The following is an 11,588-nucleotide window of genomic DNA, read 5'->3' on the forward strand; positions in this document are numbered from 1 at the left end:
GGAGGCGACATTCTGCGCTGGCACCGCGTTACGGCAGGATCACGGCCCGGACCGTGGGTCCGGGCCGGAATGCGAAGGCTCAGGCCAGCTGCTGGATCCGCATCATGTTGCCCGACGGATCGCGGACCGCGCAGTCGCGCACGCCATACGGCTGGTCGGTCGGCTCCTGGACGATCTCGGCGCCGCTGGCCTGCAGTTTCTCGAAGGCGCCGTCGAGGTCGCGGGTGGCCAGCAGGATGATGCCGTACGTGCCCTTGGCCATCATCTCGGCGATGGTGCGGCGCTCGTCCTCGGTGATGCCGGGGGTGGCGGCCGGCGGGTGCAGGACGATGGAGGTTTCGGGCTGGCCGGGCGGGCCGACGGTGATCCAGCGCAGGCCGTTGTAACCGACGTCCTTGCGCACCTCGAAGCCGAGGGTGTCGCGGTAGAAGGCCAGCGCGGCGTCCGGATCGTTATGGGGGAGGAAGCTCGCGTGGATGGTGATGTTCATTGCAGTCGTCCGTGGTGGTTGGAGCGGTCATGCTAGGTCGGGGTCGGTGGCCTTCGCTTCTCGATTCCTGACCGGTCTGGTCACCTGCTTCTCGATGCACGACGGAATGCCCGGTTCCGCGTCCGCCAATTGGCGCCGGTAGACGCTGGGCGGAACGCCTACCAGCTCGGTGAAGCGCGTGCTGAAGGTGCCCAGCGACGAGCAGCCGACGGCGAAGCAGACCTCGGTGACGCTGAGCTCGCCGCCGCGCAGCATCGCCATCGCGCGCTCGATGCGTCGGGTCATCAGGTAGGAGTAGGGCGATTCGCCGTAGGCCAGGCGGAACTGGCGGCTCAGGTGCCCGGCCGACATGTGGACGCCCTGGGCGAGGGCTTCGACATCCAATGGCTTGGCGTATTCGCGGTCGATGCGGTCGCGGACGCGGCGAAGCCGGGCGAGGTCGCGCAGGTGCACTGCATCGGAGGGTTTTCCGGTCACGTGCGCGATCGTGCCACCGTGCTCCACGCGGCTCAAGACTCAGGTCGTCAGCGGATAGCCTTCGATGATGTCCAGCACGCCGTTGATGGCGAACTGCACGCCCATGCAGACGAGCAGGAAACCCATCAGCCGCGAGAGCGCCTCCACGCCGCTGTGGCCCAGCCAGCGCATGATCGTGTTGGCGCTGCGCAGGCACAGCCAGACGATGACCGAAGAGAGGAAGAACACGAGTACAGGCCCGAGCTGCATCACCCACGGCGCGAACGGCTTTTCGTCTTCCATCATCGCCGCGGTGCTGATGAGCAGCGCGATGGTGCCGGGGCCTGCCGTGGTGGGCATGGCCAGCGGGATGAACGCGATGTCACGCCTGGCTTTGCCCGCCTGCTCATCCAGTCGTTGTTCGACTTCCGGATCGTCTTCCGGATGGTCGCCCGGAAACAGCATGCGGAAGCCGATGAAGGCCACGATCAGGCCGCCTGCGATGCGCAGCCCGGACAGGGTGATGCCGAAGACGCTCATCACCTGCTGGCCGGTGTAGTAGGCCACCGTCATGATGGCGAACACGTAATAGGCGCACAGCCGCGATTGACGCCTGCGCTCCTGCTCGGACATGCCTTTCGACAGCCCCAGCATCACCGCGACCGTGCTGATCGGATTGGCCAGGGGCAACACCATGGCCAGCCCCATTCCCACTACCTTGATCAACTCCAACATGGCGTCACCGGCGGGTTGGGCGTGAGCAACGGCACATAGTGCACTGCGGGGGTGAAGCGCCCGTACTCGACCCCGTTACTCGACCTAGGTGGCCAGGGTCAGTTCGCCGCGCAGCGCTGCGACGTGGGCCCGGCCAACGGGCAGCTCCGTGCCGTCGTTCAGGATCAGCCAGTAACGGCTGCCCGAGCCTGCGTGCAGCGTGCGGACATGGCGCAGATTGACCAGGTAGGAGCGGTGGCAGCGCACGAAATCCGGTGGCAGCACGGCGGTCAGGCTGGACAGGGATTTGTCGTGCAGTTCGCTGCGGCCGTCGCGCATTCGCAACTGGCTGTAGTCGCCGTCGGCGCGGATCCATAGCACGTCCGTCAGCTCGACGAGCGCCGTGCCCTGGGCGTGCCAGATGCCGAGGTAGCGGGCACCACCGGCACGGTAACGGCCAACATCCAGCAGCCGCTCCAGTGCCATGCCGAGGCGTTCGCGCGAGAAGGGCTTGGGGACGAAATCCAGTACCCCATGCTCGAAGGCCTGCAGCGCACGCTCGCGATGGGCCGAGATCACGACGCAGTGGTAGCGACCTGCGACCGCGCGTCGCAGCAGTTCGAATCCGTCTTCGCCGCCCAGGTTGAGGTCGAGCAGGAGGCCGTCGTAGACACTGCGCTGGAGGCGATCGCCGGCCGCCTCGAGGTCGGCGACAGCATCGAAGCGTGCACGCGTGCCAACCAGTTCGATGCAAAGGCGCAACAGGCGCTGGCGAACCAGCAGCTCGTCCTCGACGATCAGGATGCGCTGCCAGCTCCATCCGGCCGTACCAGTCCGCACCGTCTGCGCCCTGGGCGAAGTGCCAGCCGCCCGGACAGGCCGCGGCAAGGCTGGCCTCGATGTAGCGCGTGCCGGTTCCCTGGCCGCGATGCCGTTTCGTACCGCACGCGCCACGCAGTTCCACGGTCCAGCGGTCGAGCTCGCGACGCACGCGCAGGCGGAACGGGTTCTCTGCGCAGGCAACAGCGCCGGCATGGGTCAGCGCGTTCTCGACCTGGGCATGCAGGACGCCGGGTGGCAGCCACAAGCCCGAGTCCTCGGCGTCGACCTCGAAATGGATGTGGCGATCCAGGGCCAGCCCGACGATGTCTAGGTGGTTGCGGCACAGCGCCAGTTCGTCCTCCAGCGGAACGCTCTGGCGGGAGCTGCTTTCGCGCAGGTGGTCGAACTGTTCGGCCAGCGATTCCACCAGCCGGCTGGCGCGCATCGGTGCTTGTTCGATCAGTTCCTGCAGGCAGGTCAGGGTGTTCATCAGCCAGTGCGGCTGGATGCCCCGCTGCAGCAATTGCAGCGACAGCCGGGCGCGTTCTTCGCGCAGCAACGCGTTATGCCGGTCCAGGGCACGCAACTGCGCAGCGTGGCGCAGCAGCAGGAAACCCATCAGCACCGCCAGGAACAGGAAGTAGGGACCGTCGAGGAAGGCGCCGCCAGTCAACGGGATCGCCAGCGCGCCAGCCAGTACCAGCATCAGGATCGGCCAGCGCTCTTCCGGCTCGACGCGCGCGCGCAGCAGCAGCCATGCCGAAGCCAACAAACTGATCAGCAGCAGCGCGGCACCGCGGCCATCGAAACCCGGCACGAACACCGACACCGCCAGGAGCGTCGCCAGGTAGGCGATACGCGAGCCCGTGGCCGTCGCAACACCGAAGCGGCGCGCGATGTAGGCCGGCAACAGGACGGCAGCCGACAGGTGCAGCAGTTGCAGTGCCAGCAGGCGTGGGCCGTGCCACGGGTAGGCATAGCCCAGCAACGGGCGCCAGGCCTCGACGGTGGGCAGCGCAAGTCCGACCGCGCCGAGCGCGAGCAGCAGGCGGGCACCGGGCACGCGTGACCGGCCGCGCTGTGCCGCCAGGAAGTAAAGGCAGGCCGCGCCGAGCGCGCCCGTGGCGAGGGCCGCGATCAGCCAGGGCCCGATGGGATGTCCGTAGATCGACTCGACCGGGCCCACGACAATGAAAGCGTCCGCGCTGCGCGGGCGAAACCACTGGTGATGGCTGGATGCCAGCACGACGAGTTCGTCCGTGCCTGTGGGAGAGGAGGGCGGCAGAACGCGGACGATGTCGACCAGGCCGGGTAGCTCTTCCTTTGCAGTGCGGCCCACCGTGCCATTGCCCGCGAGCGGCTGTCCGTTCCAGAAGAGTTGGCTGGCCGCGCGCAGCGACAGGCGCATCCCGCGGTCGGCGGAGCCGTGAGTTACTTGCGCAGGCAAGCGCCAGCGCAACCAGTAGGGATCGCGCCATCCGGCCAGTTCGCGCTGGTCGAGCGGGCGCCAGTCCAGCCGGGCCGGGGGCCGCACCGGCAGCGTCCCGGAAGTCGTCATCGAGGCCGGCGCCATCTCCATCGCCTGCGCATACGACGTGCCTGGCGGAGGCGCCGCGAGCGCCAGCCAGAGGAATACAGCGCCGAGCAAAACGGCGAGGGCGGTCAATGGTCGCGAGATCTGCATGCGCCATCCTATCGACTGCGCGGAGACACTGGGCCCCCGGTTGGAGATGTTCGCCGGACGGGCTCGCCTCGATCGCTGTGGCGGAGGAGAAGCTGACGGCGTGTTGCATGCGCCGTTGCGCAATCGCACCGGTTCGCACTTCCTCCCACCGGAGTCCGTCATGTCCCGTGTATCCATCCTTTCCTGCCTTCATCCCACTGCCGGGCGACTGGCGACGATGTGCCTGGCACTTGCCGCTGCGGTGCCGGTGCTGGCGGCTGAAGCGCAAGCTCCGCTGGTGTTCTCACCGTATGCGTTCGAAACGCAGGCGAACGGCACGATCGCGGCCGAAGCCGCTTTCCTCGAGGTGCCGCGTCGGCATGGCGAGCCCGGCGGCCCGCGCATGCGCTTGCGCGTGGTGCGCCTGCCGGCGACCGGTGGCGGTGGCCGCGCCGCACCGGTGGTGTACCTGTCCGGCGGCCCGGGAGGCTCAGGTATCGGCACCGGGCGCGGTCCGCGATGGCCAGTGTTCGACCGCGTCCGGCGCGAGACCGACGTGTTGCTGCTCGACCAGCGTGGCACCGGCCTCTCCGAGCCGCCCGCGGCGTGCCCGCACGAACAGCATTTCGACGACGCGCAGCCCTTGCTCCGCGATGCCGCGCTGACCGCGCTGCGCGCCACGGCTTCGCAATGCGTTGCCTACTGGCGCGAGGCCGGTGTCGACCTGGGCGCCTACACGACCGTCGAAAGTGCAGGGGACATCGAGGACCTGCGGCGCGCGCTCGGTATTCGCAAGCTGAGCCTGTGGGGCATGAGTTACGGCACGCACCTGGCGCTGGCCACTATCCGCCTGCATGGGGCGGGACTGGACCACGTCGTGCTGATGGGCACTGAGGGCCCGGACGACACGTTGAAGTTGCCACTGGCGGCCGATGCCCTGCTGGCAGACCTGGGCGTGCTCGCCAAAGACGCCGGCTTCGACGACCTGACTGGATCGGCCAGGCGCGTGCTCGAAGCGCTGCGCAAGCAGCCGCAACAGGCTCGCAGTGCCATGCACGATGGCAGGCAGGTGACGATAGGCGAGTTCGACGCGCAACTGGTCATCACCGCTTCGCTCGGGCGGCGCACGACCCAGCAGTGGCTGCCGCTGGTCCTGCGCGAAGCCGAACACGGCGACTACGGTCCGCTGGCGGATCTCGTGCTGCTGGTGCGTTCGGAGTTCAGCGGGTTCGGCGCCATGTCGCTGGCGATGGACGTGGCATCGGGCCAGAGCCCGCAGCGCCGGGCGCTGGTCGAGGCGCAGGCGCGCAGGAGCCTGTTCGGCGACGCGTTGAACTTCCCGTTCCCGGCGATTGGTGACGGCCTCGGCCTCGCCGATCTCGGCGAGGCATTCCGCGGACCGCTGCGCAGCGACGTGCCGGTGTTGTTCATCAGCGGCACGCTGGACGGACGCACGCCGCCGGCCAACGCCGAGGCGCTGCGACCCGGCTTCAGCAACAGCAGGTCCTTGCTGGTGCGTGGCGCCAGCCATGACAACGAGATGTGGCTGGGGCAGGCGGCTATTGCCGAGGACATCGCCGGCTTCCTGGCGGGCCGTCCGGTCAGCGATGCCGTGCTCGACTTGCCGCCGCTCGTGTTCGCAAGGAGCAGGAGCGATCTGCCATCTGCTCGTCCTCGCTGAGGGCTTCGCAAGGATCAAAAAGCAGAAAGCCCGCGCGAGGCGGGCTTTTTGCTTGAATGGTGGAGGTGGGGGGAATTGAACCCCCGTCCGAAGGCACTCCATCCCCGGCACTACATGCTTAGCGCTCCGTTAGATCTCGTCCCCGGACAGCACGGCGCGCAAAGCGCATCCGGGAACCAGCCTGTTTTGGGTTAACCAGGGACTGACAGGCAACCGTCCCCGGCGATTCCGTGATGATGACCCTACGCTGCGAACACGGACACAAGCAGTTTCGGGGCTTACGCCTTAAGCGGCGAGAGCGTAGTTGTCGTCGTTGGCAACTAGAAGTTTGCAGCTGGATTTACGAGGAAAGCTACCCCCTCGGCATGCACCAGGCGATTTCGCAACCCCCGTCGAAGCCAGTGCACCCCCGGGGACAGCTGTTCGCTGACTCAGCCAGTATAGGGCCGCATTCCCGCCGCACAAGCGCCGCCATGGGTCCGCAGGCAGCTGCCATTCAAGCAGGCGGCGAGGGCAGGGGCCGCGGGAGGGTGCGGTGGCAATCCTCCGCTGGGCGCCCGGGCTTTGTATGCTTGGGGCAATGACCGACGCCGCCGGCCCCCGTACCCCCGAACTTGCGGAACTGTCGCCCAGGCGGGGCTACCTGCTGGCGCTGATCGTGCTGGTCGGTTCGCTGGTGCTGGTGTTCACGGCCTGGCGCGCGGCACGCGAGCGCGAGCTTCGCGCGGCCGAGGCGGAGTTCATCAGCAAGAGCGCCGAAGTCACCGAGCTGCTGCGCCAGGGCATGATCAAGTACGAACTGGTCGCGCGCGGCGGCGTGTCGCTGTTCGCATCGGTGTCGCGCGAGCGGCCCACGCCGGCGCAATGGAAAGCGTATGTCGACGGCATGGACATCCAGGAACGGTTTCCTGGCATGGTCGGCCTGGGCTTCGCCGAATACGTGACCGCCACGCGTTTGCCGGAACTGCAGCTGGCCTGGCGCGATGCCGGCTACGGAATGCTCGAGGTCTGGCCGCGCGGAGAGCGCGCGGACTATGGCCCGATCCTCTACCTCGAGCCGAAGACGCCGGCCAACGTCGCCGCAGTCGGCTACGACATGTTCGCCGAGCCGGTGCGACGGGCGGCGATGACGGCCGCGATGGACACCGGCAATACCTATCTGTCCGGCCCGGTGCACCTGATCCAGGACGGCCCGATCCAGGGCACCGGGCTGCTGCTGTACCTGCCGGTCTATCGCGGCGGCAGTCGCCCGGCGACGACCGGATTGCGCAGGGCGGGGATCCAGGGCTGGGCCTACGTGCCGCTGCGCATGGACGGCTTCGTGCGCAATGCCCTCGGCGCCGTGCACGGCAGTGGCCGCTTCCAGGTCTTCGACGAAGGCGGTGAAGAGCGCCTGCTGTTCACCACGACCGAGGGCAGCGACAAGCGTCCGCCTGCGTTCCGCCACAGCGAGCGCTTCAACCAGTACGGGCGCCGCTGGCGCGTCGATTACGAATCGGCGCCGCTGGCCGTGGCCGCACCGCGCCTGCAGGGCCTGCAGAACCTGCTTGCACTGGGGTTGTTCTCGTCGCTGTTGCTGTACGCCATCGCCTGGATGCTGGCGCGCACCGAGGCGCAGGCGTACCGAATCGCGGTGCGGATGACCGAGGACTTCCGCCGCAGTGAAACGCGCTTCCGCAGCGCAATGTTGTACTCGGCGATCGGCAAGGCGCTGCTCGACAGCGAAGGCCATATCGTCGAGGCCAATCCGGCGCTGGCGACCATCGTCGGACTCACGCCGGAGGCGCTGGTGGGCGTGCGCTTCGATGCGCTGTTCGAAAGCGACGAGCCGGAAATGATTGCCCATGCGACTGGCAGTACCGATGCACAGGGCGTGCACCGCGCAACCCGTCGCCTGCACCGCGAAGGCGGCGAGCCGCGCCAGGCGCAGCTGACCTATTCGCCGGTGCCGGGCAACATCGGCCAGGACATTGCCGGCCTTGTGCAGGTCGAGGACGTCACCGAGCGCCTGCGCGCCGAGGCTCGCGTACACGCGCTCAACCGCACGCTGGAGGCGCGCGTGGCGTTGCGCACGCGCGAACTGAGCCAGGCCAACCAGGAACTGGAGGCCTTCGCCTACAGCATCTCGCACGACCTGCGCGCGCCATTGCGGGCGATCGACGGTTTCAGCCGGATCCTGGTCGAACGCCATTCCGTCGCCCTGGACGATGCCGGCAAGGGATACCTGGTGCGCGTGCGTCGCGCCGCTGCGCGCATGGGCGAGCTGATCGATGCGCTGCTCAAGATGTCGCGCCTGAGCCGCGGCGAGCTGAAGCTCGAGCGCGTCGACCTCAGCCGTCTCGCCAGCGAAGTGCTTGAGGAATTGAGGGTCGGCGATGGCAATCGCCAGGTCGAGATCCAGATCGAGCCGGAGCTGTTCGTGATCGGCGACGCGACCTTGCTGCGCAACCTGCTCGGCAACCTGCTGGGCAATGCCTGGAAGTTCACCCGCGACCGCGTCGGTGCGCAGATCGAATTCGGCGCGGTGCATCGCGAAAGCGGCCCGGAGTACTTCGTCCGCGACAACGGCGCGGGCTTCTCGCAGGAGTACGTCGACAAACTGTTCCGGCCGTTCCAGCGCCTGCACCAGAACGAGGACTTCGCCGGCCACGGCATCGGCCTGGCCTCGGTCAAGCGCATCGTCGAGCGCCACGGCGGCACGATCCGCGCCGAGGGTGAAGTGGGTCGCGGCGCGACGTTCTGGTTCACGCTGCCGCGTGAGAAGCTGATCGACTGAGGCTCCTGGCCGTCTTCCCGGCGAACGCCGGGATCCACGTTGATCCTGCTCGTGCTGCTCAAAGGCAAGATGGGTCCCGGCTTTCGCCGGGATGACGGGCGAGGCGTTACGCGTTCTTGTTGTGCCCGCGCATCACGCGCAGCTTTTCACGCTGCCAGTCCTGTTCCTTGCTGGCCTGGCGCTTGTCGTGCGCCTGCTTGCCCTTGGCCAGGACGATCTCGCACTTGACCTTGTTGCCCTTCCAGTACAGCGCGGTCGGTACGACGGTATAGCCGTCGCGCTGGATGCGGCCGATCAGGTTGTCGATCTCGTGGCGGTGCATCAGCAGCTTGCGGGTGCGCCGCTCCTCGGGGACGACGTGGGTCGAAGCCGAGATCAGCGGGGTGATCTGCACGCCGTGGAGGAACATTTCGCCATTACGCACCATCGCGTAGCCTTCGACGATGTTGGCGCGGCCGGCACGGATCGCCTTCAGCTCCCAGCCCTGCAGGGCCAGGCCGGCTTCGAACTTCTGCTCGAGCAGGTAGTCGTGGCGGGCGCGCTTGTTAAGCGCGATGGTGCCGCCGGCGCCGCCCTTTCCCTTATCCTTGCCGGTCTTGTTGTTGGAATTCTTGGACATCGCACCATTGTCCCCGAAGCGGGGCCCGGGCGATACCAGCCAGAGCCAGGCGCTAACCAGACCATGCAGACCATTCGCCGCACCGCCCTCGTGGAACACTCCGCTGCGCGCATGTTCGCGCTGGTCAACGACGTGGCCGCCTATCCGCAGCGGTTCGACTGGTGCGAGGCGGCGCAGGTGCTGGAGGAAGAGGCCGGTCGCAAGGTTGCGCGCCTGGACATCGGCTTCGGCGCGCTGCGCACGTGGTTCACCACTGAAAACACGATGTCGCCGCCGCACCACATCGAGCTCAAGCTGGTCGACGGGCCCTTCCGCAGCCTCGGCGGGCGCTGGGAGTTCCATGCCCTGGACGAGTCGGCCTGCAAGGTCACCCTGACGCTGACGTTCGAGCCCAAGGTGAAGCTGCTGGGGCCGGCGATGGCGATCGGCTTCCAGGGGCTGGCCGACCGCATGGTCGACGACTTCATCAAGGTGGCCGACCGCGGCGACGAGGTCAGGCAGGGCGCATGAAGGTCGAGGTGATCCGCGCCTGGCCGCATCGCTTCGAGGCCGTGCAGCTGGAATTGCCGGAAGGCGCCAGCGTGGCCGATGCGCTGCGCGAAGCGGGCCTGGAGTCGGATCCGGAAACGACCGGCTATGCCGTGTTCGGCGTGCGCGCGGATGCCGCGACGCGGCTGCGCGACGGCGATCGGCTGGAGTTGCTCAGGCCGCTGCAGGCGGACCCGAAAGAATCACGCCGCCGGCGAGCGCAGCAGGCGCCACGCAAGTAGACAACCCGAAGTTGGTGGGTGGAGCAGGGGAGCAGCGCGGGTTGCCGCGCTGCGACCGGACTCAGCGCCCGCGGCGCTTGTCCTTTTCCTTGGGCAGGTTGCGGCCGAACTGCTTCGGCGCCGACTTGGCCAGGTCTTCGTCCTGCTCGGGGAAGTAATCGCCTTCCCACTTCGCCAGGGTGTCGCCTTCGAACCACAGGGTGAGGTTCTTGATCTCGGTGTGGCCGACGCGGTCGGTGCGCTGGGTGGCGGTGTAGTCCCAGCGGTTGTGGTGGAACGGGTCCTCGATCGACGGCGAACCCAGCAGCAGCGATACCTGTTGCTTGCTCATGCCGGTCTGCAGCTGGTCGACATTGGCCTTTTCCAGCAGGTTGCCCTGGTAGATCGGCTGCTTGTAGAGGATGCCGCACCCGCCGGTGACCATGGCGATGGAAAGGACCAACAGGAGCTTGTGCATCGTGTGCTTCGGCATCGGTGTCTGCGACAGGCGGATAACGCGGCGATGATACACTGAAGCCCGCATCCACCAAGCGCGGACGCAGGCGGCGGCGTCCCGGCGGCGTTCATCGGGCGTTCCGGCGCCCGGCCGACAGGCCCGCCCGTGGCCGCCAGACCCGAACCGGCAGAGCCCGACTGACAGCGTGACCCGAGGAACCCAGATGGAATCGCAAGACCTGCGCAACGCCGGACTCAAGGTCACCCATCCGCGACTGCGGATCCTGGAGCTGCTGGAGCAGTCCAAGCCCCGCCACATGACCGCCGAAGACATCTATCGGCACCTGCTGGAGCACGGCGAGGACATCGGCCTGGCCACGGTCTACCGCGTCCTGACCCAGTTCGAGGCAGCTGGCCTGGTGCTCAAGCACAACTTCGAGGCCGGGCAGTCGGTGTACGAACTCGACCGCGGCCACCACCACGACCACATGGTCGACGTCGACACCGGCAAGATCACCGAGTTCGAAAGCCCGGAGATCGAGGAACTGCAGCGCAAGATCGCCGCCAAGCACGGTTACGAGATCGAAGAGCACTCGCTGGTGCTGTACGTGCGCAAGAAGCGCTGAGTCGTTGAAGTCCGGGCCAGGGCAGGCCCGAAGAGCACGCATCGCCGCCGCCTCCGATCCCGGAGGAGCGGCCAACCACAAGGAAGAAGGCCATGCTCAACCAGTTGCTCTGGGCGTTGCTGCTGACCGCGATCACCGTGGTCATGCACAGCGGTTACAGCGCCATCACCATCAAGCTGCTCGCCAGGCAGCAGCGGCCGCGCCAAGGCCGCTACCTGCATTTTTTCATGGTCCGGGTGGTGATCGAGCTGATACTGCTGCACAGCGCGGAGACCATAGTCTGGGCGGCCTTCTACGAGTGGAAGAACGCCGGCTGGGACTGGAACACGTCGCTGTATTTCTCGGTGGTCAGCTACGCCACGCTTGGCTATGGCGATGTGTTGCTGCCGCCGGAATGGCGCCTGGTCGGTGCGCTGCAAAGCCTGGTCGGCGTGTTGCTTGCCGGCTGGTCGGTGGCTCTGATCGTGGCCGTGTTGCAGTCGACACTGCGCAAGAAGGCCATCGAAGACCGGGTTCCGCTGAAGTAGGTTGGCGCG

Annotated in this window: 13 protein-coding genes, 1 other RNA gene and 1 pseudogene; 7 read left to right on the top strand and 8 right to left on the bottom strand. The window is 67.4% G+C overall.

The genetic code is table 11. The annotated features are described in order from the left end of the window. Nucleotides 1-79: 79 nt before the first annotated feature. From ACFOPO_RS14305 to ACFOPO_RS14320, 4 genes are all read right to left on the bottom strand, one after another. The gene (locus tag ACFOPO_RS14305) at nucleotides 80-490 is read right to left on the bottom strand and encodes a VOC family protein (protein WP_386703985.1); all 411 of its coding nucleotides are present in this window, start codon (nucleotides 488-490) and stop codon (nucleotides 80-82) included. Between the two features lie 27 nt (nucleotides 491-517). Continuing rightward, nucleotides 518-967 carry a helix-turn-helix transcriptional regulator gene (locus tag ACFOPO_RS14310; RefSeq protein WP_386703987.1) on the bottom strand — a complete coding sequence of 150 codons (450 nt, stop codon included), beginning with the start codon at nucleotides 965-967 and terminating at the stop codon, nucleotides 518-520. Nucleotides 968-1,006: 39 nt separating this feature from the next. Beyond that, complete coding sequence (locus ACFOPO_RS14315) at nucleotides 1,007-1,681, bottom strand: MarC family NAAT transporter (RefSeq protein ID WP_386703989.1); 675 nt, start codon at nucleotides 1,679-1,681, stop codon at nucleotides 1,007-1,009. Between the two features lie 84 nt (nucleotides 1,682-1,765). Continuing rightward, a complete protein-coding gene (locus tag ACFOPO_RS14320) occupies nucleotides 1,766-2,500 on the bottom strand; it encodes a response regulator transcription factor (RefSeq protein WP_386703991.1) in 735 nt (244 codons plus the stop codon). An 88-nt stretch (nucleotides 2,501-2,588) separates the two neighbouring features. On the opposite strand from ACFOPO_RS14320, the gene ACFOPO_RS14325 reads away from it, so the two are divergent. Next, entirely contained in the window at nucleotides 2,589-2,813 is a 225-nt protein-coding gene (locus tag ACFOPO_RS14325) for a hypothetical protein (protein ID WP_386703993.1), read from the top strand. 42 nt (nucleotides 2,814-2,855) lie between these two features. Here the strand turns inward: ACFOPO_RS14325 and ACFOPO_RS14330 are convergent. After that, nucleotides 2,856-4,343, bottom strand: a pseudogene (locus ACFOPO_RS14330) (histidine kinase); the annotation flags it as partial. On the opposite strand from ACFOPO_RS14330, the gene ACFOPO_RS14335 reads away from it, so the two are divergent. Continuing rightward, nucleotides 4,327-5,826 carry an alpha/beta hydrolase gene (locus tag ACFOPO_RS14335; protein WP_386703994.1) on the top strand — a complete coding sequence of 500 codons (1,500 nt, stop codon included), beginning with the start codon at nucleotides 4,327-4,329 and terminating at the stop codon, nucleotides 5,824-5,826. The pseudogene ACFOPO_RS14330 and the gene ACFOPO_RS14335 sit on opposite strands and share 17 nt — an antisense overlap. A gap of 57 nt (nucleotides 5,827-5,883) precedes the next feature. On the opposite strand, the gene ssrA is transcribed toward ACFOPO_RS14335, so the two are convergent. Then, nucleotides 5,884-6,237, bottom strand: a transfer-messenger RNA (tmRNA) gene (gene ssrA / locus ACFOPO_RS14340). Nucleotides 6,238-6,406: 169 nt separating this feature from the next. Here ssrA and ACFOPO_RS14345 point away from each other — a divergent pair. After that, nucleotides 6,407-8,602, top strand: a complete 2,196-nt coding sequence (locus tag ACFOPO_RS14345; RefSeq protein WP_386703995.1) for a CHASE domain-containing protein — start codon at nucleotides 6,407-6,409, stop codon at nucleotides 8,600-8,602. Between the two features lie 106 nt (nucleotides 8,603-8,708). Here the strand turns inward: ACFOPO_RS14345 and smpB are convergent, their stop codons facing one another. Then, on the bottom strand, nucleotides 8,709-9,221 hold the full coding sequence (gene smpB, locus ACFOPO_RS14350) for an SsrA-binding protein SmpB (protein ID WP_386703997.1): 513 nt from the start codon (nucleotides 9,219-9,221) through the stop codon (nucleotides 8,709-8,711). Nucleotides 9,222-9,284: 63 nt separating this feature from the next. On the opposite strand from smpB, the gene ACFOPO_RS14355 reads away from it, so the two are divergent. Both ACFOPO_RS14355 and ACFOPO_RS14360 read left to right on the top strand, forming a co-directional pair. After that, complete coding sequence (locus ACFOPO_RS14355) at nucleotides 9,285-9,731, top strand: type II toxin-antitoxin system RatA family toxin (protein WP_386703999.1); 447 nt, start codon at nucleotides 9,285-9,287, stop codon at nucleotides 9,729-9,731. Further along, nucleotides 9,728-9,991: an RnfH family protein gene (locus ACFOPO_RS14360; protein ID WP_386704001.1), complete on the top strand. Its 264-nt coding sequence runs from the start codon at nucleotides 9,728-9,730 to the stop codon at nucleotides 9,989-9,991. Before ACFOPO_RS14355 ends, ACFOPO_RS14360 begins: the two co-directional genes overlap by 4 nt. A gap of 61 nt (nucleotides 9,992-10,052) precedes the next feature. Here the strand turns inward: ACFOPO_RS14360 and ACFOPO_RS14365 are convergent, their stop codons facing one another. After that, the gene (locus ACFOPO_RS14365; protein ID WP_386704002.1) at nucleotides 10,053-10,448 is read right to left on the bottom strand and encodes an outer membrane protein assembly factor BamE; all 396 of its coding nucleotides are present in this window, start codon (nucleotides 10,446-10,448) and stop codon (nucleotides 10,053-10,055) included. 202 nt (nucleotides 10,449-10,650) lie between these two features. Here ACFOPO_RS14365 and fur point away from each other — a divergent pair, with 202 nt between their 5' ends. Next, a complete protein-coding gene (gene fur / locus ACFOPO_RS14370; protein WP_200605112.1) occupies nucleotides 10,651-11,052 on the top strand; it encodes a ferric iron uptake transcriptional regulator in 402 nt (133 codons plus the stop codon). Nucleotides 11,053-11,144: 92 nt separating this feature from the next. Next, a complete protein-coding gene (locus ACFOPO_RS14375) occupies nucleotides 11,145-11,579 on the top strand; it encodes a potassium channel family protein (RefSeq protein WP_386704004.1) in 435 nt (144 codons plus the stop codon). The last annotated feature ends 9 nt before the right edge of the window (nucleotides 11,580-11,588 follow it).

Origin of the sequence: Lysobacter sp. GCM10012299, from assembly GCF_042649405.1 — a bacterium.
Taxonomy (GTDB): Bacteria; Pseudomonadota; Gammaproteobacteria; order Xanthomonadales; family Xanthomonadaceae; genus Lysobacter_J.

What these genes read in the sequence shown, in the direction of transcription:
- ACFOPO_RS14365 (WP_386704002.1), bottom strand. Translation starts at nt 10,448, where the DNA reads ATGCACAAGCTCCTGTTGGTCCTTTCCATCGCCATGGTCACCGGCGGG.
- fur (WP_200605112.1), top strand. Translation starts at nt 10,651, where the DNA reads ATGGAATCGCAAGACCTGCGCAACGCCGGACTCAAGGTCACCCATCCG.
- smpB (WP_386703997.1), bottom strand. Translation starts at nt 9,221, where the DNA reads ATGTCCAAGAATTCCAACAACAAGACCGGCAAGGATAAGGGAAAGGGC.
- ACFOPO_RS14305 (WP_386703985.1), bottom strand. Translation starts at nt 490, where the DNA reads ATGAACATCACCATCCACGCGAGCTTCCTCCCCCATAACGATCCGGAC.
- ACFOPO_RS14355 (WP_386703999.1), top strand. Translation starts at nt 9,285, where the DNA reads ATGCAGACCATTCGCCGCACCGCCCTCGTGGAACACTCCGCTGCGCGC.
- ACFOPO_RS14315 (WP_386703989.1), bottom strand. Translation starts at nt 1,681, where the DNA reads ATGTTGGAGTTGATCAAGGTAGTGGGAATGGGGCTGGCCATGGTGTTG.
- ACFOPO_RS14325 (WP_386703993.1), top strand. Translation starts at nt 2,589, where the DNA reads ATGCCGTTTCGTACCGCACGCGCCACGCAGTTCCACGGTCCAGCGGTC.
- ACFOPO_RS14345 (WP_386703995.1), top strand. Translation starts at nt 6,407, where the DNA reads ATGACCGACGCCGCCGGCCCCCGTACCCCCGAACTTGCGGAACTGTCG.
- ACFOPO_RS14360 (WP_386704001.1), top strand. Translation starts at nt 9,728, where the DNA reads ATGAAGGTCGAGGTGATCCGCGCCTGGCCGCATCGCTTCGAGGCCGTG.
- ACFOPO_RS14335 (WP_386703994.1), top strand. Translation starts at nt 4,327, where the DNA reads ATGTCCCGTGTATCCATCCTTTCCTGCCTTCATCCCACTGCCGGGCGA.
- ACFOPO_RS14375 (WP_386704004.1), top strand. Translation starts at nt 11,145, where the DNA reads ATGCTCAACCAGTTGCTCTGGGCGTTGCTGCTGACCGCGATCACCGTG.